The following is a 23,348-nucleotide window of genomic DNA, read 5'->3' as shown; positions in this document are numbered from 1 at the left end:
CCAATTCTTCAGATTCCCATTGGCAGGGCAGGAACCAAAGAGCAAAAAATTTGGCAGAGCTACATCTGCTCCCACAACTTTTCCAGCCGCTTCACCGACACAATCACGGGCGTCTTCAATTCCTGCGCAAACAACGACACGCGCAATTCCTGCAATAGCCAACCAAACTCTTCCATCCGCGCATCTATATTGCCTTGCTGCGCAGTTAATTTGCGTTGCCAAGCCTGCTGCAAGGATTGCATTTGCGTGTATTGACGCGCATCACGTGCCGCATCGACGCGCAGCTTTTCCAATCGCACATTGATCGCTTTTAGATAGCGTGACAGATGCTGTAAACGTTCGTAAGGAATGCGTGCGATAAACTCCTTTTGCAACAGCCATTCGTACTGCATGCGCATATCCTGGACGGCTTGCCCGTTGGATTTGGCAGCTTGTATTTTTTTGTGTACGAGTTGATATTCGCTCAGGATTTCACCGATCAACCGCGCGATTTCCTGCGCCACCAACGTCAAACGGCTCTTGGCTTCCTTGCAACGCGCAGTGAATTCGGTTTCATTTGTTGGCCAAGGTTCATTCATACAACAGCGATCAAAGGTTACAGCCAAAATCTGGCGTCGCAAATCCTGAATGCTGCCGAAGGACAAGAACTGCATTGCCATTGCTTGCAAGCCAAGATTTTTTTCCAGAAATTTAACCTGATCCTTGAGCGCCAGCATAAATAAGCGCCGTAATCCGATACGATGGGCACTCAGCGCCTCATCGCGGGTATCGAATGTTCGTAAAGATACCGCATCGTTTTCATCCACCAAGGCGTTGAATAGCGTTACAACTTGTCCTGCGCGGTGAATTTCTGAAGTTTCCTTAAATCCACCCAAACCATCTTCATCCATACTCCAATCGATAAAACGTACCCGCTTTTGTTCTGCGGCTGCTCCCTTTGCAGCGGCCGGCGCAAGCTTGGGTGCAAGCTCGGCACGCAACTGAATGAAATTGCGCGAAACCCCCAACTGTCTGCCATGCTCGTCTACTACATAAAAATTCATGAGCAGGTGAGCCGGCAATTGCTCTAACCGAAATGCATCCAGTAGTACTTCAAATTGTTTTTGTTCGCGAATATAGCGTGCCAATGCCTGCAGCAGGGGCGTATCCGAGGGCGGCACCTCACGACAAAACAAGGCAGCGAATTCCGGCACCGGCACCAAATGGCGGCGCAGCTTCTGCGGCAAAGTCTTTACCAATTGCGTCACTTTTTCTGCCAGCAAGCCGGGCACCAAATACTCGCAACGCGGAGCGGATACTTGATTAATCAGAGCCAGCGGCACGGTGAGATTCACACCATCGTCGCTCTTGCCCGGCACAAAATGATAAGCCAGTGCATAGCTGATGTTGTTCATCACCAGTTGCGGTGGGAACTGATCGGTGGTGATACCTGCTGCCTCGTGCCGCATCAGGTCGTCACGTTGGAGATACAGCAGGCGCGGATTGGCGCGTTCCGCCTCCTTGCGCCATGCCTCGAATGCCGCGCCATTGTAAATGTGCGGCGGGATGATGCTATCGTAAAAGGCAAAAATCAATTCGTCATCTACCAGCACATCCGGTCGGCGCGCCTTATGCTCCAGCGCCTCAATGTCCTGGATTAATTTCTGATTGTGCGAGAAAAAGGGCGCGAGTGTATGAAATTCGCCCGCCATTAAAGCCTGGCGAATAAACACCGCGCGCGATTCCGGCACATTCATCGGGCCGTAATGCACGCGTTTTTTCGGGTTAATAATCAGGCCATACAAGGTGCTGCGTTCGAATGCCACTACCTGTGCCGCCTTCTTCTCCCAGTGCGGATCAAAATAGTGGCGCTTGATCAGATGCGCACCCACTTCTTCCAGCCATTCCGGTTCGATGCGCGCCACACAACGGGCATACAATTTCGTCGTCTCGGTTAATTCTGCTGCCACGACCCATTTTGGGCTTTTTTTCGCCAGCACCGAATTCGGCACGATAAAAAATTTTATTTCGCGCGCGCCCTGATAATGCGCTTCGCGGTCCACGCTCTTGCAGCCGACATTACCCAGCAGACCCGTTAACAGCGCCTTGTGGATTTCCTCATAGCTGGCAGGAATTTCATTCAGCCGCATGCCCATCTCGGCAACTTGCGCGTGCAACTGCTGATACAGCTCATGCCATTCGCGCAGACGCAGTGGCGATAAGAATTTCTCGCGGCATTCATTTGCCCACAGGCGCTTGGATTTTTTATGCTTCACCGCCTCTTGAAACCATGCCCACAAATTCACATAGGCCAGAAAATCCGAGCGCTCATCATTAAAACGCTGATGCGCGTCATCCGCCGCTTTGCGCCACTCCGAGGGACGGTCACGCGGATCCTGCAATGATAGCGCGCTGGCGATGATGAGAATTTCCTGCAGGCAGTGATATTGCCTTCCCGCCAGCAGCAGGCGTGCGATTTTTGGGTCGAGCGGCAGCTTTGCCAGCTCGCGTCCCAGCGGCGTCAGCTGCCGCTCTTCGTTTATCGCATTCAATTGCGCCAGCAACTGGTAGCCATCGGCAATTGATCGCGATCCGGGCGGCTCGATGAATGGAAATTGTTCGACTTCGCCCAAGCCCAGCGCACTCATACGCAATATTACTGTTGCCAATGACACACGGAAAATTTCCGCATCGGAATATTCTGTGCGCGCCAGGAAATCCGGCTCGTCATACAGACGCACGCATATCCCGCTCATCACCCGCCCACAACGCCCGGCGCGCTGGTTAGCGGCGGCACGCGCGATTTTCTCCACGCGCAATTGCTCGACTTTTTGCCGTATGCTGTAACGATTGATGCGAGCCAGCCCGCTGTCGATCACATATCCGATATTCGGTACGGTTAAGGAAGTCTCCGCGACATTGGTGGCCAGCACGACCCGGCGCATGCCGGAAGTTTTGAATACGCGATCCTGCTCCGCCGCCGACAGACGCGAGAACAGCGGCAAAATTTCCACGCCAATGGGATGATGCTTGCGCAAAGCTTCCGCAGTGTCGCGGATTTCGCGTTCTCCCGGTAGGAATACCAAAATGTCGCCGCGTAAGCCATCCACTGCCAGTTCGTCCAACGCAGCACACACCGCCTGTGGAATATCCTGCATCTCGCCTTCGGCATTCTCCTGCAACGGACGGTAACGTACTTCCACCGGATAACTGCGGCCACTGACCAGCATGATCGGGGCACCACTGAAATGCTTAGCGAAGCGCTCCGCATCCAGCGTGGCAGAAGTAATGATGAGCTTGAGATCACGACGGCGTGGTAACAGCTGCTTGAAGTAACCCAACAGAAAATCGATATTCAGGCTGCGCTCATGCGCCTCATCGATAATGATGGTGTCATATTTTTTTAGCAGCCGATCGCTCTGGATTTCCGCCAGCAAAATACCATCAGTCATCAGCTTGATGCAGGTATCCGCCGATACCTTGTCATTAAAGCGAATCTTATAGCCCACTACGCCACCCAACTCGGTTTTCAGTTCAAACGCAATGCGCGTTGCCACAGACCGCGCCGCGACACGGCGTGGCTGAGTGTGGGCAATGACGCCTTGCACACCCCGACCGAGACTCAAACAGATTTTAGGTAACTGCGTGGTTTTACCAGAACCAGTTTCACCGCATACGATGATCACCTGATTGGCAACGATGGCTTGCGCTAATTCTTCGCGCCGCAATACTACCGGCAGGTCAAGCGGAAACTCGATGGGAGCAAGCAATTCAATACGTGCCGCACGACGAGCTTGAAAAGATCCAGCGTGAATGGGGTGGGATTGGCGGTCAGTCATTGCTCGCGATTGTACCCGAAATCAGTAGGTGCATAAAAACTGGGGAGATCAAGAAGCAGCATGGTTGGAGCAGATTAAATCGAGTGCTCCTAATTGTTCCTAAAATCGGATTGGCGAGGAAATGTGGGGCGAAGTATGTTGACTTGTGCGTTGAATTTTCTATTTCCTGAATTAAAGGATTATAGTAGCTTAGAAAAAATCACTATTTATACTATGTCACAAATAAAACACGGGAGAAGAAAATGTCACCAGCAGTAGTAGGGAAAGCGCTTATAGCGGAAGATGTAACAGCAGTTTCAACTTTATCCTATAGTGGACTAGGTACGATAGTAGCCGAGATGGTAACTGGCAATAAGACATGGCTTATCACTGCCTGTTTATTTCTCATCTCCGTCATCATGCTTACTGCCCCGGTGCTTGCCGCGACACCGGCGCAAGAGAAAGCGTTCGTGGATGGGTTCAAAAAAGCCGTTGAACGCAAAGATGCCAAGGCGCTAAAGGCGTTGCTGTATACCCGCGACGCTGACCCGACAGTGCTTGAGTTCTTCAACATGATGATCGTTGCAGATTTCGGATCAACCATCAAATCGATCAAGCTAGTGGATCTCACCGCCGAAGAAAACAAACAAATGGAATTGGGTGGCAAAAACATTCAAGGCAAGCCCATGAAAATGCCGCTCAAGCCGATCAAAAGTTTATTGATCACAACCGGCTCCAAATCGGCGGACTTGACGACCAATGGCACCAGCCAATGGTATGTTGCGGAATATGAAGGAAAACTGGTTATTCCGGTGCCCGCACTGGTGAAGTAGCGGAATTGCCTTTGCACACACCAGAAAAAACAGGGAGAGTACGCTACCCCAGAGTTGCTGGCGTTAGGAATATTTCTTAAGAGACGGCTCGGTGATGTGGCGCTTGAGCTTCCGTAATGAACCGAGCGCATAGCGTACGGCAGACTAGAGCCTTCGCCTCCGTAAGGGCGGTGGCGAGTTTTTGGCTGTCGACTGTGCCTTCATGCACCAATTTACTGCGGAGGTCATAAAGTTTCACCGCATAGTCTGCTCGATCGGAGGCGTCTATATCCGGATGTAGAGTGGAGAGGACTAATTTGCGTATTTGAGAGCGTACCGAATCATCTCGGCGAATCAGCAGTTCTCGTTTGAGAGCCTCAAGCGACACGGCATCGTCAGACTGCGGCGGGAGGTCATTCTTGAGTTGCTCAAGTTCTGCTGCCCATTTTTTGATGAGTTCGATTGCGAGTGGAGTCTTTGAGGTGGCGGTCGCGAGCGATTCGAGCGACATAATGAGCGTCAGATACTTTGCCTTGGGGGAAGTAAGGCGCCGTCAATAATGACCGAAAGCGCTTGGTCTGACCGAACAGTGGTGGAAACACTAAGCGGTAACCCGGTGAACTTCTGAACGCTCCTGAGAGTTTCGAAGATTGCAGCTTGCGAACCATCAATGCTCGCATCTACTGGTCCAAGATCAGCGTTACCAAACGACCGCGATTGATTTATGCCAGCTTTAATTGGGTCCGTGTTGTACTGGATTTGCTGGGGCACGAGATTGGTTTCAGCTACAATGCCTTTCTGAAGTAGCAGCCAAGCAAACGCGCTTCGCACCGTTCCCAGGAAAGCATTGGCCTCCTCGTGAGAACCGAAGCCAACGGCCGAGAGCACGTGATAGTAGCCCTCCCACTTCAGCGTGAAGGTTATTTGCGCTCTGGTTGTTAGCGCCGCATGTTCGTCAATTCTTGTGGTGGAGGGGACTAAAAACGGGATGCGAACTGTGTACATAGGTTCCTCAATGAAGATAGATCAAACACGGAAGCAGTTCTAATAACATAACTACATTTTCTTTCGGTTTTACCGCCGCCAATAAATTTACTGCTCCGCCACCATCATATCTTCAACCAAGCTCGGTAGATACCGTCTTTAAAGTCAAGCATTTTTCAAGTAATCGTGTTGATACGGCTGTTGAGTTTTGAGTACGCCAAAGCACAAATGCACCAGCTTGCGCATTGCGGCGCCGAGGGAAGACATCTTGGACTTGCCTCGGGCAAGCAGGCGTTCATAAATAGCTTTGACGTGTGGGTTGTAGCGTGTTCCCACGACAGCGGCCATATAGAGCACGGCGCGTATTCTGGCGGGGCCGGCCTTGGACATTCGCGCGCGTCCCAGCACCGAACTACCCGACTGTCGTTCCACCGGAACGAGTCCCGGATAAGCCGCTAACTGTTCCGCCGAACCGAAATCATGGTTGTGCATCACAGAGAGCATATTGCTCCCCACCTGCGGGCCAATTGCTGGAATACTCTGGAGCAATGCCCTATCTTTCTGAAGATTCGAATGCTTGTCGATGTGTGCGTCAATATCCTTTTGTAGCTGGGCTAACTGTTTGACCAGAAACCCAATGCTTTCTTCAAGTGATTTATGAATCAGCGCTGGTGTGTCTGTGGCATCGGCTTTCTCCTGGCGATTGCGCTCGCGCTGTAAATCTTGGGCAATGGCTGCACGACGCACTAACAACGCTTGCAGTATCCGTGCTTCCTGAGTGGGCGGCACCCAAGCTTTGGGTTTGAGCAATGCGCCATAACGGGCCAGCACAACGCTGTCCACGCCATCGGTCTTGGTGCGCACGGCCAGCCCACGGCCAAAATCTTTAACCTGCGCCGGATTGATGATGGATACCATCACGCCAGCATCCGTGAGCGCCATGGCAGCTTGTTCGTGATAGATACCGGTGGCTTCCATGACGATATGCAATGCTTCTGGGGAAACGTTTTGTTTGGCAACCCAAGTCAGCAAATCAACGATGCCTGACTGGGTGTTTTTCACTACTTTGGTCTTGCGCTTGCCACTGGCTTCATCCAGCAACAGGCAACAATCTAATTTGGCTTTTGCCACATCCATACCGAGATAAAACATGATGACCTCCTGTTGCAATGTTAGCCAACTTCGCCCACTTGCCTTGTGCATGCAGGGTTCACCCCTTGGATACCGTTCAGTGTCTATGCTGGCGAAAGGTGAAGCAGAGGGCTTGATCTACGTCGCAAAGTCGAGCCTTAAGGTTGGGCTCAAGCTTCCTCTGCTTCGTGTGATGGTAACTAACCACCACGGAAAGAAAGATACAAGGTTGGGCTGAATGAAATGAAGCCCAACATCACGAAACGAACGGGGTCAGTCAAGTAGTCAAGCACGGTAGGTTATGTCTAGCGTGAAATTAGTTTGGAAGTGTTCAAATGAGAGAATATGATGGTAAAGACTATAGGTATAGGAGTGAGTGAAAAAATGGGGTCAAGACCCCAATTGATTCCAAGTTTTCCATGGACCATCCTGAATGCGTTGGTGAGCCGGTGTGAGTAAGTCGGACGGGCGGGGCTCAGTCGCCGTCTTCAAGCTCAATCGCCAGTAGATACTTGAGCGTAAATGTATCGTAGTCGAATTCAGTGTCGTCCGCGACCGCCGCCAAAACCAGGGGTGCAAGGTGCTCCCGCTCCTCAGCGGTCTCTAAGTCTGAGAAGTTGGCCGCAGCCGCCGCGGCGTACATTTCATCCATCAGCCGCCTTGCCCGCGCATCGTGGCTCTCGATGTCGGGATTAGCGCCAGGAAGGATGTTATCCTCGATCCAGGTCTCAGCCCAATTTTGGAAGCGCTTGCTCATGATTGCCCACCTATCTTCTGCATCGTATTCGGGGCCGGTTTTCCCGGGCCACTGTGACCCACCCGATATTTCGGTCCAAGTAAATTGAAGTCTACTACATCGCATTATATGCTTCAATAGCGTGGTAGATACCGTCTCTAACGTCAAGCATTTTTCAAGTAATCGTGTTGATAGGGCTGTTGAGTTTTGAGTACGCCAAAGCACAAATGCACCAGCTTGCGCATTGCGGCACCGAGGGAGGACATCTTGGACTTGCCTCGGGCAAGCAAGCGCTCATAAACAGCTTTGACGTGTGGGTTGTAGCGGTGTTCCCACGACGGCAGCCATATAGAGCACGGCGCGTTTTCTGGCGGGGCCGGCCTTGGACATTCGCGCGCGTCCCAGCACCGAACTACCCGACTGTCGTTCCACCGGAACGAGTCCCGGATAAGCCGCTAACTGTTCCGCCGAACCGAAATCATGGTTGTGCATCACAGAGAGCATATTGCTCCCCACCTGCGGGCCAATTGCTGGAATACTCTGGAGCAATGCCCTATCTTTCTGAAGATTCGAATGCTTGTCGATGTGTGCGTCAATATCCTTTTGTAGCTGGGCTAACTGTTTGACCAGAAACCCAATGCTTTCTTCAAGTGATTTATGAATCAGCGCTGGTGTGTCTGTGGCATCGGCTTTCTCCTGGCGATTGCGCTCGCGCTGTAAATCTTGGGCAATGGCTGCACGACGCACTAACAACGCTTGCAGTATCCGTGCTTCCTGAGTGGGCGGCATCCAAGCTTTGGGTTTGAGTAATGCGCCATAACGGGCCAGCACAACGCTGTCCACGCCATCGGTCTTGGTGCGCACGGCCAGCCCACGGCCAAAATCTTTAACCTGCGCCGGATTGATGATGGATACCATCACGCCACCATCCGTGAGCGCCATGGCAGCTTGTTCATGATAGACACCGGTGGCTTCCATGACGATATGCAATTCTTCTGGGGAAACGTTTTGTTTGGCAACCCAAGCCAGCAAATCAACAATGCCTGACTGGGTGTTATTCACTACTTTTGTCTTGCGCTTGCCACTGGCTTCATCCAGCAACAGGCAACAATCTAATCTGGCTTTTGCCACATCCATACCGAGATAAAACATGATGACCTCCTGTTGCAATGTTAGCCAACTTCGCCCACTTGCCTTGTGCATGCAGGGTTCACCCCTTGGATACCGTTCAGTGTCTATGCTGGCGAAAGGTGAAGCAGAGGGCTTGATCTACGTCGCAAAGTCGAGCCTTAAGGTTGGGCTCAAGCTTCCTCTGCTTCGTGTGATGGTAACTAACCACCACGGAAAGAAAGATACAAGGTTGGGCTGAATGAAATGAAGCCCAACATCTCACCGCTCACCATAACCATCTACTCCATCACCTATTGGCATACCCCAATCAGATGCTGCCATCCCCCGTTCAATGTAGCCATGCAATCTTGAATGTGGCCAATCACAGGGTGAGTGACCCAGCCATGTTTTACAGAATTGAAATGAATGTAATCGATGGGCCGCGCAAGATCAATCTCATCCCTGATTTGATGTTCCCCATACCGCCGCTGCCAGATGCCGCGCTCACGCTTGGCTTGACAGTTGGCACGAATATGCTCGCCTTTTGCCAGCCGCCGCGAGAATCCTGCCTTGATGAGCGACCAGCGCAGTGGGATAGTCGGCATCATCCGATGGCAAGCGCCATATCGCATGCAGGTGTTCGAATAACACCACCATCGCCAGAACAGCAAACGGATGCGCATTTTTCACCGTTTTCATGGCTGCCCGCAAGTCATCGATATGCCGCACCAATATATCGGAGCACCGTTCAGCCAGATTAACAGTGAAGAAGTAGGTGCCTCCACCGCATTGGCGCGTCGGTAACGCCTGTGTTCATCCCCTTATAATGTTGGGCTTCGCAAGCTCAGCGCCAACCTACCAAGCTGTAAGGGCAAAACAATCAACCTCATTTTTGCTTGATCTACATGGGTAACCGGTGCGATTCACGCAACCACACGATGAAGCAAAGTAGGCGAAACAGGTTTGCAAAATGTGGGTGATGGCCAGTGCAGTAAATTTTTATCGCGGTTATTTGCGAGTGTTTTGTTTGCACTCTTGACTATCGATGGCTAATGGGTGACCCCGTGCTTTCGCACAGCAGGCTCTCGCTTTGTGCCAGAAGTGAACATGCCGCCGTGCAGCTTTGGATCAGTTGTTGCACATTGACGCAGATCAATCTTGTCTGGTTCTCATGCGCAAGTATCTTGCTGGTATGGAGGTGCGCCCTTTATAATGTTTGCTTTCTATCTCGAATAGGAACTGCCATGAAAGGTGTCGTCTTTACCGAATTCATGGAGATGGTGGAGTCCCGCATGGGCCTCGACATGCTCGACCGTATCATCACCGAAGCTGCGCTGCCGAACGATGGCGCCTACACCTCGGTCGGCACCTACGATCACGCTGAACTGGTGCGCTTGGTCACAGCACTGTCGAACGCGACCGGGCTGAACACGCAGCAACTGATTTTTATCTTCGGTGAACAGTTGTTCCAGCGCTTCAGCGTTAGCTATCCGGCGCTGTTCGGCGACGTTCACAATGCGTTCGATTTCCTCAGCCGCATCGACGGCGTCATCCACGTTGAAGTGCGCAAGCTATATCCCGACGCCGAGCTGCCCAAGCTCGAGTGCGAACGGCCGTCCGCCAACGAGCTGACCATCCTGTACAGTTCGCCCCGCGGATTTGGCGACCTTGCCGCCGGCCTGATTGCGGGCTGCATCAAACATTTCGACGAGCCGATCAGTGTTACCCGCACCGACCTCGAAAAATTGGATGCCTGTCATCGGGTCCGTTTCGACCTAGTGCGCGGATAAGCATGACGGCCGACGTGCCAGACACGGTTGCCTCGCGCAGTCTGGTGCGGGAACGCACGGCGCGCAAGGAAGCCGAAACGCTGCTCGAGCAAAAGAGCCGCGAACTGTACGATATCAACCTGAACCTGCGCAGCCTTAACGCGCACCTGGAAGAGAGCGAGGGGCGCTACCGTACCCTGGTCGAACTGATTCCCGATGCGATCTGGATCCACAGCGCCGGCCGGGTGGTATTTGCCAACCCGGCCGCCTGTACCCTGTTCGGCGCCAGCGCACCCGAGCAATTGCTCGGCACCGATGCGCTGAACCTGGTGCCCGCGCCATTCCGCCATCAGATGCTGGAAGGGACATATAGCGACATCGCGGCTGCGCAGCGCCAGCCGCGCTGCTTGCTGCAGGTCGAACGGCTCGATGGCCGCCTGGTCGAGGTGGAATTCTTCGGCTGCGCGATCCGCTTCGATGACGCGGACTCGATCATGAACGTCGCCCACGACCTCACCGAACGGCGCGCACACGAGAAGGCGATGGAGTACCAGGCCACCCACGACCTGCTGACCGGCCTGCCGAACCGCGCCTTGTTCCTCGACCGCCTGGCCCATGCGATCCGCCGCGCCGAGCGCCACGGAAGCCGGCTGGCGGTGATGTTCGTCGACCTCGACAAGTTCAAGGCCGTCAACGACACGCTCGGTCATAGTTTCGGCGACGAGCTGCTGCGCGTCGTCGCCGCCCAGCTCAAACTGTGCGTACGCGAATCGGATACCGTGGCGCGACTGGGCGGCGACGAATTCGTGCTGCTGCTCGACGACCCGGTTGGTCCGGCCATGCCTGGCGCCATCGCCGAACGCATCGGCGCGCGGCTCGGCGTGCCCGTCATGTTGGCGGGACAGGAGCATGTCGTCACCGGCAGCATTGGCATTAGCACCTATCCCGAGGATGGCGGCGACGCCGAAGTGCTGCTGCGCCAGGCCGACATCGCCATGTATCGGGCCAAGGAAAGCGGGCGCAACGGCTTCCAGTTTTTTACCGAGGAAATGCAGCGTCGCCTCGATGCGCGCGTCGCGCTAGAGCAGGGCCTGCACCGCGCCTTGCAGCGTAACGAATTCGTGCTTCACTACCAGCCGCAAGTCGACCTGGCCAGCGGGCGGGTGATCGGCATCGAAGCGCTGCTACGCTGGCAGTCGCCCGAATTGGGGCTGGTGCCGCCGATGCAATTCATCCCGGTGGCCGAGGAAAGCAACCTGATTGTAGCGATAGGCCAGTGGGTGCTGGAGAAGGCTTGCGCCACGCTGCGCCGCTGGCAGGACAGCGGGGTGCCGCTGGTGCCGATGGCGATCAACGTGGCCGCCTCGCAGTTCGCCAACCAGGACCTAGACAAGCTGGTGCGCAGCACCCTTGACCGCCATGCCGTGGAGCCGCGTTTCCTTAGCCTCGAATTGACCGAGGGCCTGTCGATGGAAGACCCGGAATCATCGATCGCCTTGATGAATCGCCTGAAGGCAATCGGCATCACCTTGTCGATCGACGATTTCGGCACCGGCTACTCGAACCTCAGCTACCTGAAGCGCTTCCCGGTCGACAAGCTGAAGATCGACCAGTCGTTCACGCGCGGCCTCACCTTCGTGCCAGAAGACGGCGCCATCGTCACGGCAGTAATCCGGCTAGCCCACAGCTTAGGACTGCGCGCGGTCGCTGAAGGAGTTGAAACGGTCGAGCAGCTGCGGATGCTCGCAGCCGAAGGGTGTGACGAGATCCAAGGCTACTACTTCAGCCGGCCGGTCCCGGAAGAACAGATGATTACCATGCTTCAGTCCGGAATCGGGCTGGACCCGGCTGTGCACGGAAGCCAATCGACATAGGGGGCAGCCATCTGGCTGCTCCCTGCCAACTAGCGGCCAGCTTTCGACAGACCCAGCGCGATGACGTCCATCCCGATCATATGGTACGGATCAGGTTGCTCATTACCGCAATGGCCGGAATCACAGGTCTGCTTGACTGTAAGCTTCCATCCACCATGGGCATCATCGACGAACTGCTCCTTCACCAATTTTAGCGTCTGCTCGTACCGATGCCACAAGTCACGACTGTGGCTAGTAGAGGCAGTGACCATCAGAGCGCGCAAACCCTCGGCCTGTTCCCACCAGAACTTGTCACGGTCGACCGAGCCATCCGAATAGGCACGATTGAACACTCCTCCTTCGATCTCGTCATACCCAATTTTCAGCGCGTATTTCAGCAACCTTTCCGCAGCCGGTCCATAGAGTGCTGGAAGCCCTCGGCGTTCCGCACCGGCAAGTAGGTGGCTCCATTCGAATTGGTGGCCGATATCGATATAGCCCCCCTCGTTCTTGCCCTTGGTAGGAAGTGGTTTCCAGTGCTCGTCGAACCACTCTGGGATATAGGCGCTGCCATCTGGTTGCCCCTCTAGTAGTTTGTACAGCACGAAATGCCCCACACGTTGTACCCCCAGCTAGCGCCTGGGGGTCTCCCGTAGCGTCAACCAAGGCCAGCAAGGCCTCGAACATATGCATCACGGGGTTCTGGGTGCGTAGATCATTCGATGGGCCAAAGTCACGAGGAGCCTCCGGGCGAAAACCTCCATCGGAATCACTCAGATGAAGATCTATGTCACGCCACGCATTCAATGCAGCCACACGATACTTCTCTTCCTTGGTGACACGGGCCATATGAGACAAGGCCAACAACGCGAAGGCGTGGCCGTAGGTGTTCTTGGCTGCATTGATAACCCGCCCACTGGTGTCGACACGGGCGAAAAAACCACCATTCAAAGGGTCCCGAAAGTTACTAAGTAGAAAGTCCGTGCCTCGAACGGCCACTTCAAGGTAGCGAGCATCTCCCGTAATCTCATAGCCCATGACCATGGCGAAGATCAGTCGGCTATGCGTGGTCAAATCACTTTCATTTGTCGATACGGGGCGCCACTGTCGATCAAAGCTGCCTAATAGCAGGCCTGATGGCGTGGGCGCTACTGCCAGCCATCGCGACAAATGTGTTTCTAGGTCCTGTCGGTGCCACTTGGTATCAATGACCTGAGTGTTGTCGGATGCGATGTCGCAACCACACAGCAACACCACACCCAACAGGCACGAAAAATGAAGCGCATAGAGCCTGACTCGCTGGAAGAATTGGCTTAGCATTAGGGGGGCCCTATAGCCTTTGTATCGATCACGAAACGATTGCCATCAACACTTCACTGTTTCAAATGGGTTCATTGCCCCGCCACCATCATGTTTTCAACCAAGATGGAACCACACTGCCGTGACCCCTGCACCAGCATATCATTACCCACAGCCGCAATATGCGTGTACATGTCCTTCAAATTACCGGCGATGGTGATTTCTTCTACCGGGTATTGGATTTCTCCGTTCTCCACCCAGAAGCCCGCCGCGCCGCGCGAATAATCTCCGGTGATGTGATTTACACCCTGTCCGAGCAGTTCGGTAACCAGCAGACCACGTCCCATTTTCTTTAGCAGGCCGTTGAAATCCAGTTCGCCCGGACGCAGAATGAGATTGTGATTGCCGCCTGCATTACCGGTCGTTTTCATGCTCAGCTTGCGCGCGGAATAGGTGCCGAGAAAATAGCTTTGCAGTACGCCATTTTCAACGATGGTGCGGCGCTGCGTTTTCACGCCCTCGCCATCAAACGAACTGCTCGCCAGGCCACGGGGAATGTCTGGTATGTCATCAATACAGATGTTGGATGAGAACACTTGCTTGCCCATGTAGTCGAGCAGAAAAGAGGATTTTCGGTACAAGCTGCCACCGCTCACTGCTCCGACAAAATGACCGAGCAAGCTGGCGGCTATTGGCGCCTCGAACAGCACCGGCACTTGCATGGTATCGAGCTTGCGGGCATTGAGCCGCCGCACGGCACGTTCTGCAGCGATTTGTCCGACTTTTTCCGCTGCCACCAAGTCGCCTGCGGCACGCGCTTCGCTATACCAGTAATCGCGCTGCATGCCATCGTCCTTGCCAGCAATGACAGCGCAGCTGATGCCATGACGCGAAGTGGGATAACCGCTGATAAAGCCCAGGCTGTTGGCATACACGAAGTGGGATTCATGCACATTTACCGTGGCACCTTCCGAATTGTCAATCCGCTCATCGGTATCAAATGCAGCTTGCTCGCAGGTCTTGGCCAGCTCAATGGCACCTTCCACGTCCAGCAACCAGGGATGGTACAGGTCGAAATCGGGAAACTCGGTGGCCAGCATATCCTTTTCAGGCAACCCGGCGCAGTCGTCGCTGGCAGTGTGGCGAGCAATGGAGAGGGCGGCGTCCACCGTGTCGCGTACTGCCTGCGGCGAGAAATCGGAAGTACTGGCATTGCCGCGCCGCTGATCGATGTAAACGGTAATGCCAACACCTTTGTCCCGGTTGTATTCTATGGTTTCGACCTCACCATGACGGACAGTAACGGCTTGCCCGAAACCATCCGACACTTCCGCCGCAGCGGCGGTTGCCCCTTGATGGTTGGCATATTCAAGCATATCCCGCGCAATCTGGTGCAGGGTATCTGCGGAATGGGAAAAACGATGTTCAGGTGGTGTAATGTCATTCATAAGGTAAACGCTTTCATGGGAAAGCGTTATCATAACAATATCTATTTATAATTTCGCACCTATGCACCACTACAATGACAATACCGAAGAATTAAATTTGCCACCCAGCAAAACCAAGATCAAGCAACAAATGCATGATCTGCAGGATATCGGTGAGCAATTGGCTGAACTCAGTATCGACAAACTGAAACAAATGGATTTGCCGGAAAGCTTGTTTGACGCGCTTCGCGAGATGAAGCGCATCAATAAATTTGGCGCGCAACGACGGCAAATGCAATTCATTGGCAAATTGATGCGCGACGTGGAAACCGCGCCCATCATCGCCAAGCTGGAAGCATGGAGCGGCAAATCGCACCAGCATATCGCGTGGCTGCATCAACTGGAACGGTGGAGAGATCGCCTTCTGGAAAACGATGCGGCCCTGACCGAGTTGCTCGCTGATCATCCCGAAGCAGATGCACAAAGGTTGCGCGCGCTGGTCCGAAATGCACTAAAAGAAAAAGAACTGGCAAAACCGCCGAAGAGCTATCGTGAAATTTTTCAGGTGCTGCGTGAAATTCTGCCGGAGCAGACTTCCCAAGCACCCGAAATAGACTCATCTTCCATTTCAGGCGCATAACATCAACCCATGAATAGCGTTCTACCACATATCACGCTTGAAACCGGGAAGTCCCCCCAACACAGCATCATCTGGCTGCATGGCTTGGGCGCTGACGGCGAGGATTTTGTTTCCATGGGGGAAGAAATGAAACTGCCGGTAGCGGTTCGCTACCTGTTTCCGCATGCACCCAAGCAGCCAGTCACCCTCAACGGCGGCTTAATCATGCGCGCATGGTATGACATCATGGCTTCTGATATGGTTACAAAACAAGATGTAAAGGGTATTCGTGCTTCACAAGCCGCTATTGAAGTGCTTATTGCACAGGAAAAGCAGCGTGGGATTGTTACAGATAATATTTTTCTCGCGGGCTTCTCACAAGGCGGCGCCATTGCGCTGCATACTGGTTTGCGTCATGCATCGCGCCTGGGCGGTATTCTTGCCCTATCCACCTATCTTCCGCTGGCCGAAACATTGTCGAGTGAAGCCAGCGCAGCTGCTCTCAATACCCCCATCTTCATGGCACACGGGCATAGTGACTCGATCGTGCCCTATGCGCGAGGAAAAGCCTCGGCTGATGAATTAAAAAAACAGGGTTATCAGGTCGAGTGGCATGAATATGGCATGCCGCATTCGGTATGCGCGGAAGAAGTGCGGGATATCCAGACTTGGCTGACACACAAATTAAATACAGACCCTCGTTAAACCTTGATTTACGAGCATCTGCCAAGCAGATTGCCTGCTTACACCTCTTCACGCTGCTGGCTCGTTACAGAAGATGATCGCGTGGTTGAATAATGGCGCTCCCTTTCCGCCGGTAGAGCAGGCACTGCTCAAGCCCAATGGCTTGCTGGCGGCTGGGGGGAGCCTGTCTGCACACCGTCTGCTGGACGCCTATCGGCAAGGCATTTTCCCTTGGTTCAACACAGGGGAACCCATACTCTGGTGGAGCCCCAATCCACGCATGGTGCTTATTCCTGAAGAGTTCAAGATTTCACGGTCGCTACGCAAAACTTTACGCGATAAGAGCTATGAAGTTGGTACCGATAGCGCTTTCGAACAAGTAATGCGTGCCTGCGCCGCCCCGCGCCACGGACAGGCGGGAACATGGATACATGAAGACATGATTACAGCTTATACCGAGCTGCATCAGATGGGGGTGGCGCACTCGGTGGAGATCTGGATGAAGGGCAATCTGGTGGGTGGGCTGTATGGCATCAGTATTGGACACATGTTCTATGGCGAGTCGATGTTCAGCCACGCCACGGATGCATCCAAGATTGCGCTCGCCCATCTCACTGCACAATTGCAGCGTTGGGGTTATGGCATGATTGACTGCCAGATGAGCACACCGCATCTTGCCTCGCTCGGCGCCCGCGAAATTCCGCGCGCGGAATTTATGCATCGCCTAAAAGAATTGATACACTGTCCGGAGACTCCGCTCAAATGGCAGTTCGACCATGAACTTGTTGCATGACATCCCGCTGTCGGCGCTGCAGCTATACCTTACAGCCCCGTATTCGTGCAGCTACCTGCCGGATCAACTAGCACGCTCGCAGGTCGCCACGCCCAGCTTTCTGATCACTCCGGCTGTGTATTCGGAACTGGTGCGGCGCGGCTTCCGCCGGAGCGGAACAGTTACCTATAGACCACGCTGCGATGCCTGCCAGGCCTGTATTCCGGTGCGTGTCGAAGTACCATCGTTCGTACCCAACCGCACGCAACGTCGGTCCAGGCAACGCCACATCGGCCTGCAGACTTCGTTACATGCATTGAAAGACAACGAAGAATACTTTGTTTTGTATCAGCGTTATCAAATGGAACGGCATCCTGATGGCGGCATGAAAAATGACAGTCGAGACCAATACCGCAACTTTTTACTGCAAAGCCATGTTGATTCCATACTGGTGGAGTTCCGCGAAAATGGGGGGCTGCGCATGGTGAGTATCATCGATATTCTCGATGATGGACTATCTTCGGTTTATACGTTTTATGAACCGAATGTAGCGCAAGCCAGCTTTGGCACCTACAACGTCCTGTGGCAGATCGAGCTGTGCCGGAAGTTGCAACTGGACTACTTGTATCTGGGTTACTGGATAGAGAAAAGCGACAAAATGGCGTACAAAGCCAATTTTCGTCCGCTGCAAGGGCTTATCCAAGGCAAGTGGCAAGCGCTCCCAACTCACAGGCCGTGACATGTATTCGCTGATTCGACCGCTGCTTTTTTCCTTTAATCCGGAAACCGCCCACCACATTACGCTTGATGCACTGCAGCTCACCTATCGGCTTGGCCTGCTGCCGCAGTTGATCAAACACCCAGCGGTTAACCCCCATAAAGTGATGGGTCTGACTTTTCCTAACCCGGTCGGGCTGGCCGCAGGATTAGACAAGAACGGCGATCACATCGATGCGCTGGCCGCACTGGGTTTTGGCTTCATCGAGATTGGGACCGTCACGCCCCGCGCCCAAGAAGGTAACCCAAAGCCGCGCTTGTTCCGCTTGCCTGAGGCGCAGGGTATCATCAACCGCATGGGGTTCAACAACCACGGCGTGGATGCACTCATTGAAAACGTAAAACGCACAAATTATCGCGGCATTCTTGGCATCAACATTGGCAAAAATTTTGACACGCCGATTGAACATGCTGCCACCGATTACCTGATCGGGTTACGACGTGTGTACACCCACGCCAGCTATGTCGCCATCAATATTTCTTCGCCTAATACCAAGAATTTACGCCAGTTGCAAGGAAGTGATGAGCTGGATGCGTTGCTCACGCAACTTAAAGCGGAGCAGGAAAAGTTGGCAGATTTGTACGGTAAATATGTTCCATTGGCGTTAAAAATAGCCCCCGACCTTGATAGCGAACAAATCCGCCAGATAGCGACACTTTTGCAACGCCACCGCATTGACGGCGTGATTGCTACCAATACAACTCTGACGCGCACAGGCGTCGAACATCTTGCGCAGCATACTGAGACGGGCGGATTGAGTGGCGCGCCATTGTGTGATAGATCTACTGCCGTTATCCACGAACTTGCTACCGCATTACAAGGCGCTCTGCCTATTATCGGCGTAGGCGGTATTCTGAGCGGGGAAGATGCAGTGGAAAAAATTCAAGCTGGCGCTGCGCTAATACAAATTTACAGTGGGCTGATTTATCGCGGCCCTGAATTAATCAATGAATGTGTTAAAGCGATTAGACATTTGCAACGCAGGGAGAAGTAAGGCAGCGCAATCCATTCACATTCAAGCGCACTTTCCTTCGAGATAATCGACATAAACCAGCTCAATCTCTTCATGCAAATCGATTTGTGCATTGATTCTCGCCAAGGTCACTGGCGAAGATAGCGCTAGGTCAAAACTAGAGTTATTATAGCTTCGCTAATCCTAAGTTTTGCTGTTGGATTATTCCCCCGCCAAGAGCCGATATAATCCTAACTATGCCCTCTATACAATTCCGTACCCCATGACTTCTCGCTGGTGGTTCTATCCGGTCATTGCTGGCCTCGCCCTTATCATCACACCCTTATTGCTGCTGATGTTTGCGGCAATGCTGGTATACCCAACGCTGCCCTCGCTTGAAGCCTTGACCGACTATAAACCTAAAATCCCGCTACGTGTATATAGCACGGAGGGGGTCCTGATCGGCGAATTCGGGGAGGAACGGCGCGCGCTGGTCAAGATTGACGAAGTACCCGACTTGATGAAAAAAGCCGTCCTCGCCGCGGAAGATGATCGGTTTTATGAGCACGGCGGGATAGATTACCTGGGCGTATTGCGCGCCACGTATAACAATTTCACCTCAGGCGGCGTCAAGCAAGGAGCCAGCACGATCACCATGCAAGTGGCACGCAATTTTTTCCTGACTAAAGAGAAGAAATTATCACGCAAATTTAACGAAGTATTGCTTGCCATCAAGATCGAACACAATCTGAGCAAGGATGAAATCCTCCAGCTTTATATTAATCATATCTATCTGGGCCAACGGGCCTATGGCTTTGCTGCTGCCGCGCAAGGCTATTTCGGCAAAAGCCTGGATCAACTCGGCGTGGCTGAGTTTGCTATGCTGGCTGGTTTACCCAAGGCCCCTTCCATTTACAACCCGGTGGTCAACCCCAAGCGTGCCAAACTGCGCCAAACGTACGTACTGCGCCGCATGCATGAGCTGGGTTTCATAAACATCCAGCAACAAGAAGCGGCACTGCATCAACCTCTGATGGTGAAACGCAGCTATCAAGAATTTTCAGGTAAAGCTGACTATTTGGCAGAAATGGTTAGGCAAGAAATATTCAAACGCTATCAGGATGACACCTATACGCAAGGTATCAAGGTCTATACAACTATCCGTCAGCAAGATCAGGCAACAGCCTATGAAGCGCTGCGCAAAGGTGTGTTGGAATATGACCGACGCCATGGTTACCGCGGCCCGGAAGGCTATATCGATCTACAGAAAGGAAATACTGAGGAAGAGTTGGAAGAAGCGCTACAGGATATTGCTGATAGTGATGACATGATTCCCGCCGTGGTAATTGAAGCAAATCCCAAAGGCATCCGCGCTTACAGTAAGGGAGGGGCAATTGCCAAAATTAGCGGTGAAGGACTGAAATTTGCTCAGCCCTATATGGGCAACAAGACTGCACTGAATAAGCGCTTACGTGTTGGTTCACTCATCCACGTCCAGAAGGACGAAAAAAATATTTGGAAAATTGTCCAATTACCGCAAGTGGAAGCAGCTTTCGTTTCGGCCAGTCCGCGCAATGGTGCGATCTACGCTCTGGTAGGTGGCTTCGACTTCAATCGCAACCAATTTAACCATGTAACTCAGGCTTGGCGACAACCCGGCTCCAGCTTCAAACCATTCATTTATTCCGCCGCATTGGAAAAAGGTCTGACCCCTGCCACCGTTATTGACGACGCACCCTTAGTGATTGATGCGGCAGTGACTGGTAGCGAAGCGTGGGAACCGAAAAACTACGATGGGGTATTTGAAGGTCCTATGCGCATGAGACAAGCGCTTATCAAATCCAAAAACATGGTTTCTATCCGCATCCTGCAAACTATCACACCGCAATACGCACAAGATTACATCACGAAGTTTGGCTTCGACGCAGCCAAGCACCCTCCTTACCTTACTATGGCATTAGGGGCCGGCTCGGTAACGCCTATGCAAATGTTGACGGGTTACTCCGTCTTCGCCAATGGCGGCTTCCGCATCGCCCCCTATTTCATCCAGCGCATTGAGGACAGCAATGGCAAAGTACTACATCAAGCCGCGCCCGTTGTGGCCGGAGAAAACGCCCAGCAAGTTATAGACGTACGTAATGCCTACACCATGGTAAACATGATGCAAGGCGTGGTGCAACACGGCACTGCCTTCCGCGCCATGCAACTGGGTCGCCATGATTTAGCGGGCAAGACCGGCACGACCAACGATTCGATGGATGCCTGGTTCAGCGGCTTCCATCCCACAGTAGTAGGAATTACCTGGGTGGGTTTCGACAACCCGCGCAGTCTCGGCGAAAGAGAAACCGGAGGTGGGGCTGCATTACCCATTTGGATGGACTACATGGGAAAAATACTTAAAAAAGTGCCTGAAGTCACCTACACCATGCCGGAAAATATGGTGGCTGCGCGCATTAACAATGAGGGACTGCGGGATGAGGCGGGCGATTTAGTGGAATATTTTTACACAGAAAATTTACCGCCAGAGAAACCCGTCCCGCCACCGGAAAAGTCGCTTATCGAAACAATCATCGATCACATATTTTAATTTGACATGAGTAAAGATCGTTTACATCGGCGTGACCTGATGCGTGAACAGCTCGCGCATCACGCCGCGCGTCTAATGGCCGAAGGTGGCATTACCGATTATGCGTTTGCCAAACGCAAGGCCGCCAAACAATTAGGCGCAGAAGACACTCAGCACCTGCCTAGCAATGATGAAGTTGAAATGGCGTTGCGTAGCTTCCGTGCCCTCTATCAAAGTGAAAGCCATCCCCTCGTCCTGCACCAATTACGCCAGCAGGCGCTCGCCGCTATGCAGTTATTAGAGCCATTTCACCCTTTCCTCACCGGCTCGGTGTTGAAGGGCACGGCAGGTGAGCAATCCGACATTAACCTTTTGGTTTACTCTGATGACGAAAAGGCGATGATGATGTTCCTGCTCAAGCACAATTTGCCTTTTGAAGGCGGTGAATGGTCCGTATATCTGACGGGCAGGCAACAAACTGTACCCAGCTTTACGCTGAAAACTGAAACGGGTGTGCCGGTGAATATTGCGGTACTGCCTGAAAATGCAAGGCACAGTGGTAGCCGGAAGATCGGAAGGCAAGCGGATATAGCAGCGGTGAAGCGGTTGCTAAATGAAAGTATGGATAACGAATAGATGATTTGCATAGCCTGCAATACATTTTCGAATGTTTGACTACAGGCGAACATGCCATAGACTGATATGCAACAGTTCACTCATAACAGGAGCCTTGAGCAGACGTATTCATAAGTAAATGCTGTTGTACTTCAAACTTGAATTGATCCTCAATTCAACATCGGCTCCCCGCCTTTCGGAAATAGCACCCATAGCCGTCCCTGTTGTTTCATCTTGCCCGCCTGCGCTCCCGCAGATTCGCCAAAACCCCAGAAAAAATCCGCGCGCACTGCACCCTTGATGGCCCCGCCCGTATCTTGCGCCAGCATCAGGCGGTTAAGTGGCGCGCTATCATTGGGATAGGTCGTAGCAAGAAAAACCGGCGCGCCCAGCGGGATGGTGCGCGGATCTACAGCAATACTGTATTCATTGGTCAGTGGCACACCCAGCGCACCCAATGGTGCAGACAAACTATCCGGCAATTCGCGTAAAAATACATAGCTGGGATTCTGCTCCAGTAATCTGTTAATTTTATCCGGGTTTTTCTCGGCCCATGCCTTAATGCCCTGCATGGAAGCTTCTTCGAGCTTAAGTTCGCCTGCTTCAACCAGCTTCTTGCCGATGGACATATAAGGGTGGCCATTTTGGTCGGCATAGCCAACTTTCACCTGCTGTCCATCCGGTAATTCAATGCGTCCAGACCCTTGTATTTGCAGAAAAAATAGCTCAATTTCATTCTCCACCCAGAACAATTCGTTCCCCAGAAACGTGCCTGCACCGGCTCCGGCATCAATTTCTGCACGGTTGTAGTAGGGCACGATGCGTTTGCCCTGTAAGCGGCCGCGCAGGCGCAGGTCTTTAAGTTGCGGATAGACTCCGCCCAGGTCGATCGTGAGCAAATCATTTGGCGCGGCATATAGAGGATATTGGAAGCGCGGTGTCTTGAAACGACTGCCCTTGAGCAAAGGCTCGTAATAACCGGTAATCATTCCCTGCTTGCTGCCGTCCGGGTTTAGCAGTTGATGAGGAGTAAACCATTCTTCATAAAATGCACGTAGCGCAACATTGTCATCAACCCCCAATTGTTCGGCCTGAACACATACCTCCTGCCAGTGCGGCTTGCTTTTCAGCACACGACAGCTTTGCAGAAATGCAATGTGGGAGGGTGCAAGGTCGAGAGCTTGCCAATCCGGCAACATCTCCCACTTACTCACTATAAACAACGGAGCAGGCAACCCTGCTACGGGTGCTGGGACCACTTTGGGAGGCAACACAACTGGTTGAGGACGTGGTGCAACGGGTGGTTTGGATACAGTAGAGCACGCGGTAAGGACTACACTCAGAATCAAAACGAACCATTTTTTATTTATTTCAATATTATGTTTCTTCATTTATGACTACTTTTATAAATCCTGTTTAGCTACCAGACTTTCAGACCACGCTA

General features: G+C 52.9%; 20 protein-coding genes and 2 pseudogenes. 11 read left to right on the top strand and 11 right to left on the bottom strand.

Annotation, left to right across the window (positions count from 1 at the left end; translation table 11 throughout):
- Window positions 1-59: 59 nt before the first annotated feature.
- On the bottom strand, window positions 60-3,818 hold the full coding sequence (hrpA, locus tag MKZ32_RS01370) for an ATP-dependent RNA helicase HrpA (protein ID WP_239795626.1): 3,759 nt from the start codon (window positions 3,816-3,818) through the stop codon (window positions 60-62).
- Window positions 3,819-4,060: 242 nt separating this feature from the next.
- Here hrpA and MKZ32_RS01365 point away from each other — a divergent pair, with 242 nt between their 5' ends.
- Entirely contained in the window at window positions 4,061-4,630 is a 570-nt protein-coding gene (locus tag MKZ32_RS01365; RefSeq protein WP_239795625.1) for a hypothetical protein, read from the top strand.
- A 76-nt stretch (window positions 4,631-4,706) separates the two neighbouring features.
- On the opposite strand, the gene MKZ32_RS01360 is transcribed toward MKZ32_RS01365, so the two are convergent.
- The 6 genes and pseudogenes from MKZ32_RS01360 to MKZ32_RS01335 form a co-directional block, all read right to left on the bottom strand.
- Entirely contained in the window at window positions 4,707-5,120 is a 414-nt protein-coding gene (locus tag MKZ32_RS01360; RefSeq protein WP_239795624.1) for a HEPN domain-containing protein, read from the bottom strand.
- Window positions 5,121-5,128: 8 nt separating this feature from the next.
- Window positions 5,129-5,614 carry a hypothetical protein gene (locus tag MKZ32_RS01355; protein WP_239795623.1) on the bottom strand — a complete coding sequence of 162 codons (486 nt, stop codon included), beginning with the start codon at window positions 5,612-5,614 and terminating at the stop codon, window positions 5,129-5,131.
- Between the two features lie 144 nt (window positions 5,615-5,758).
- Window positions 5,759-6,796: an IS110 family RNA-guided transposase gene (locus MKZ32_RS01350; RefSeq protein ID WP_239795622.1), complete on the bottom strand. Its 1,038-nt coding sequence runs from the start codon at window positions 6,794-6,796 to the stop codon at window positions 5,759-5,761.
- Between the two features lie 403 nt (window positions 6,797-7,199).
- On the bottom strand, window positions 7,200-7,481 hold the full coding sequence (locus tag MKZ32_RS01345; protein WP_239795621.1) for a DUF768 domain-containing protein: 282 nt from the start codon (window positions 7,479-7,481) through the stop codon (window positions 7,200-7,202).
- A gap of 143 nt (window positions 7,482-7,624) precedes the next feature.
- Window positions 7,625-8,612 (bottom strand): annotated as a pseudogene (locus MKZ32_RS01340) (IS110 family RNA-guided transposase).
- Window positions 8,613-8,881: 269 nt separating this feature from the next.
- Entirely contained in the window at window positions 8,882-9,178 is a 297-nt protein-coding gene (locus MKZ32_RS01335; RefSeq protein WP_239795619.1) for a hypothetical protein, read from the bottom strand.
- A gap of 67 nt (window positions 9,179-9,245) precedes the next feature.
- Between MKZ32_RS01335 and MKZ32_RS15350 the strand changes: the two genes are divergently transcribed.
- The 3 genes from MKZ32_RS15350 (at window position 9,246) to MKZ32_RS01325 (ending at window position 12,213) form a co-directional block, all read left to right on the top strand.
- Window positions 9,246-9,374 (top strand): hypothetical protein, encoded by a 129-nt coding sequence (locus tag MKZ32_RS15350; RefSeq protein ID WP_275584239.1) that lies wholly within the window; start codon window positions 9,246-9,248, stop codon window positions 9,372-9,374.
- A gap of 440 nt (window positions 9,375-9,814) precedes the next feature.
- The gene (locus MKZ32_RS01330; protein WP_239795618.1) at window positions 9,815-10,360 is read left to right on the top strand and encodes a heme NO-binding domain-containing protein; all 546 of its coding nucleotides are present in this window, start codon (window positions 9,815-9,817) and stop codon (window positions 10,358-10,360) included.
- A 2-nt stretch (window positions 10,361-10,362) separates the two neighbouring features.
- A complete protein-coding gene (locus MKZ32_RS01325) occupies window positions 10,363-12,213 on the top strand; it encodes a putative bifunctional diguanylate cyclase/phosphodiesterase (RefSeq protein ID WP_239795617.1) in 1,851 nt (616 codons plus the stop codon).
- 29 nt (window positions 12,214-12,242) lie between these two features.
- Here the strand turns inward: MKZ32_RS01325 and MKZ32_RS15345 are convergent, their stop codons facing one another.
- From MKZ32_RS15345 to pmbA, 3 genes and pseudogenes are all read right to left on the bottom strand, one after another.
- Window positions 12,243-12,797 (bottom strand): AGE family epimerase/isomerase, encoded by a 555-nt coding sequence (locus MKZ32_RS15345; RefSeq protein ID WP_275584238.1) that lies wholly within the window; start codon window positions 12,795-12,797, stop codon window positions 12,243-12,245.
- Between the two features lie 46 nt (window positions 12,798-12,843).
- Window positions 12,844-13,512 (bottom strand): annotated as a pseudogene (locus MKZ32_RS15340) (AGE family epimerase/isomerase); the annotation flags it as partial.
- Window positions 13,513-13,583: 71 nt separating this feature from the next.
- Entirely contained in the window at window positions 13,584-14,939 is a 1,356-nt protein-coding gene (gene pmbA / locus MKZ32_RS01315) for a metalloprotease PmbA (protein WP_239795616.1), read from the bottom strand.
- 61 nt (window positions 14,940-15,000) lie between these two features.
- On the opposite strand from pmbA, the gene yjgA reads away from it, so the two are divergent.
- The 7 genes from yjgA (at window position 15,001) to MKZ32_RS01280 (ending at window position 21,925) form a co-directional block, all read left to right on the top strand.
- Window positions 15,001-15,558, top strand: coding sequence for a ribosome biogenesis factor YjgA (gene yjgA, locus MKZ32_RS01310; RefSeq protein WP_239795615.1), 558 nt, complete (start codon window positions 15,001-15,003; stop codon window positions 15,556-15,558).
- Window positions 15,559-15,567: 9 nt separating this feature from the next.
- The gene (locus tag MKZ32_RS01305) at window positions 15,568-16,242 is read left to right on the top strand and encodes an alpha/beta hydrolase (RefSeq protein WP_239795614.1); all 675 of its coding nucleotides are present in this window, start codon (window positions 15,568-15,570) and stop codon (window positions 16,240-16,242) included.
- Window positions 16,243-16,315: 73 nt separating this feature from the next.
- Window positions 16,316-17,014: a leucyl/phenylalanyl-tRNA--protein transferase gene (gene aat, locus MKZ32_RS01300; RefSeq protein ID WP_239795613.1), complete on the top strand. Its 699-nt coding sequence runs from the start codon at window positions 16,316-16,318 to the stop codon at window positions 17,012-17,014.
- A complete protein-coding gene (locus MKZ32_RS01295) occupies window positions 16,998-17,732 on the top strand; it encodes an arginyltransferase (protein WP_239795612.1) in 735 nt (244 codons plus the stop codon). Before aat ends, MKZ32_RS01295 begins: the two co-directional genes overlap by 17 nt.
- Window position 17,733: 1 nt before the next feature.
- On the top strand, window positions 17,734-18,765 hold the full coding sequence (locus tag MKZ32_RS01290; RefSeq protein WP_239795611.1) for a quinone-dependent dihydroorotate dehydrogenase: 1,032 nt from the start codon (window positions 17,734-17,736) through the stop codon (window positions 18,763-18,765).
- A 241-nt stretch (window positions 18,766-19,006) separates the two neighbouring features.
- The gene (locus MKZ32_RS01285; protein WP_239795610.1) at window positions 19,007-21,310 is read left to right on the top strand and encodes a penicillin-binding protein 1A; all 2,304 of its coding nucleotides are present in this window, start codon (window positions 19,007-19,009) and stop codon (window positions 21,308-21,310) included.
- 6 nt (window positions 21,311-21,316) lie between these two features.
- Window positions 21,317-21,925 (top strand): nucleotidyltransferase domain-containing protein, encoded by a 609-nt coding sequence (locus MKZ32_RS01280; protein ID WP_239795609.1) that lies wholly within the window; start codon window positions 21,317-21,319, stop codon window positions 21,923-21,925.
- A gap of 149 nt (window positions 21,926-22,074) precedes the next feature.
- Here the strand turns inward: MKZ32_RS01280 and mltA are convergent, their stop codons facing one another.
- Complete coding sequence (gene mltA / locus MKZ32_RS01275) at window positions 22,075-23,295, bottom strand: murein transglycosylase A (protein WP_239795608.1); 1,221 nt, start codon at window positions 23,293-23,295, stop codon at window positions 22,075-22,077.
- Window positions 23,296-23,348: the final 53 nt, after the last annotated feature.

Origin of the sequence: Candidatus Nitrotoga arctica (assembly GCF_918378365.1) — a bacterium.
In the GTDB taxonomy this organism is placed as follows: domain Bacteria; phylum Pseudomonadota; class Gammaproteobacteria; order Burkholderiales; family Gallionellaceae; genus Nitrotoga; species Nitrotoga arctica.
The sequence above is the reverse complement of the archived record's forward strand: the minus strand, read 5'-3'. Positions and strand labels throughout refer to the sequence as shown.

Bases quoted from the DNA above. Each gene is read 5' to 3' on its own strand.
- hrpA (WP_239795626.1), bottom strand. From the start codon at position 3,818: ATGACTGACCGCCAATCCCACCCCATTCACGCTGGATCTTTTCAAGCT.
- MKZ32_RS01365 (WP_239795625.1), top strand. From the start codon at position 4,061: ATGTCACCAGCAGTAGTAGGGAAAGCGCTTATAGCGGAAGATGTAACA.
- MKZ32_RS01360 (WP_239795624.1), bottom strand. From the start codon at position 5,120: ATGTCGCTCGAATCGCTCGCGACCGCCACCTCAAAGACTCCACTCGCA.
- MKZ32_RS01355 (WP_239795623.1), bottom strand. From the start codon at position 5,614: ATGTACACAGTTCGCATCCCGTTTTTAGTCCCCTCCACCACAAGAATT.
- MKZ32_RS01350 (WP_239795622.1), bottom strand. From the start codon at position 6,796: ATGCACAAGGCAAGTGGGCGAAGTTGGCTAACATTGCAACAGGAGGTC.
- MKZ32_RS01345 (WP_239795621.1), bottom strand. From the start codon at position 7,481: ATGAGCAAGCGCTTCCAAAATTGGGCTGAGACCTGGATCGAGGATAAC.
- MKZ32_RS01335 (WP_239795619.1), bottom strand. From the start codon at position 9,178: ATGATGCCGACTATCCCACTGCGCTGGTCGCTCATCAAGGCAGGATTC.
- MKZ32_RS15350 (WP_275584239.1), top strand. From the start codon at position 9,246: ATGCGCATTTTTCACCGTTTTCATGGCTGCCCGCAAGTCATCGATATG.
- MKZ32_RS01330 (WP_239795618.1), top strand. From the start codon at position 9,815: ATGAAAGGTGTCGTCTTTACCGAATTCATGGAGATGGTGGAGTCCCGC.
- MKZ32_RS01325 (WP_239795617.1), top strand. From the start codon at position 10,363: ATGACGGCCGACGTGCCAGACACGGTTGCCTCGCGCAGTCTGGTGCGG.
- pmbA (WP_239795616.1), bottom strand. From the start codon at position 14,939: ATGAATGACATTACACCACCTGAACATCGTTTTTCCCATTCCGCAGAT.
- yjgA (WP_239795615.1), top strand. From the start codon at position 15,001: ATGCACCACTACAATGACAATACCGAAGAATTAAATTTGCCACCCAGC.
- MKZ32_RS01305 (WP_239795614.1), top strand. From the start codon at position 15,568: ATGAATAGCGTTCTACCACATATCACGCTTGAAACCGGGAAGTCCCCC.
- aat (WP_239795613.1), top strand. From the start codon at position 16,316: ATGATCGCGTGGTTGAATAATGGCGCTCCCTTTCCGCCGGTAGAGCAG.
- MKZ32_RS01295 (WP_239795612.1), top strand. From the start codon at position 16,998: ATGAACTTGTTGCATGACATCCCGCTGTCGGCGCTGCAGCTATACCTT.
- MKZ32_RS01290 (WP_239795611.1), top strand. From the start codon at position 17,734: ATGTATTCGCTGATTCGACCGCTGCTTTTTTCCTTTAATCCGGAAACC.
- MKZ32_RS01285 (WP_239795610.1), top strand. From the start codon at position 19,007: ATGACTTCTCGCTGGTGGTTCTATCCGGTCATTGCTGGCCTCGCCCTT.
- MKZ32_RS01280 (WP_239795609.1), top strand. From the start codon at position 21,317: ATGAGTAAAGATCGTTTACATCGGCGTGACCTGATGCGTGAACAGCTC.
- mltA (WP_239795608.1), bottom strand. From the start codon at position 23,295: ATGAAGAAACATAATATTGAAATAAATAAAAAATGGTTCGTTTTGATT.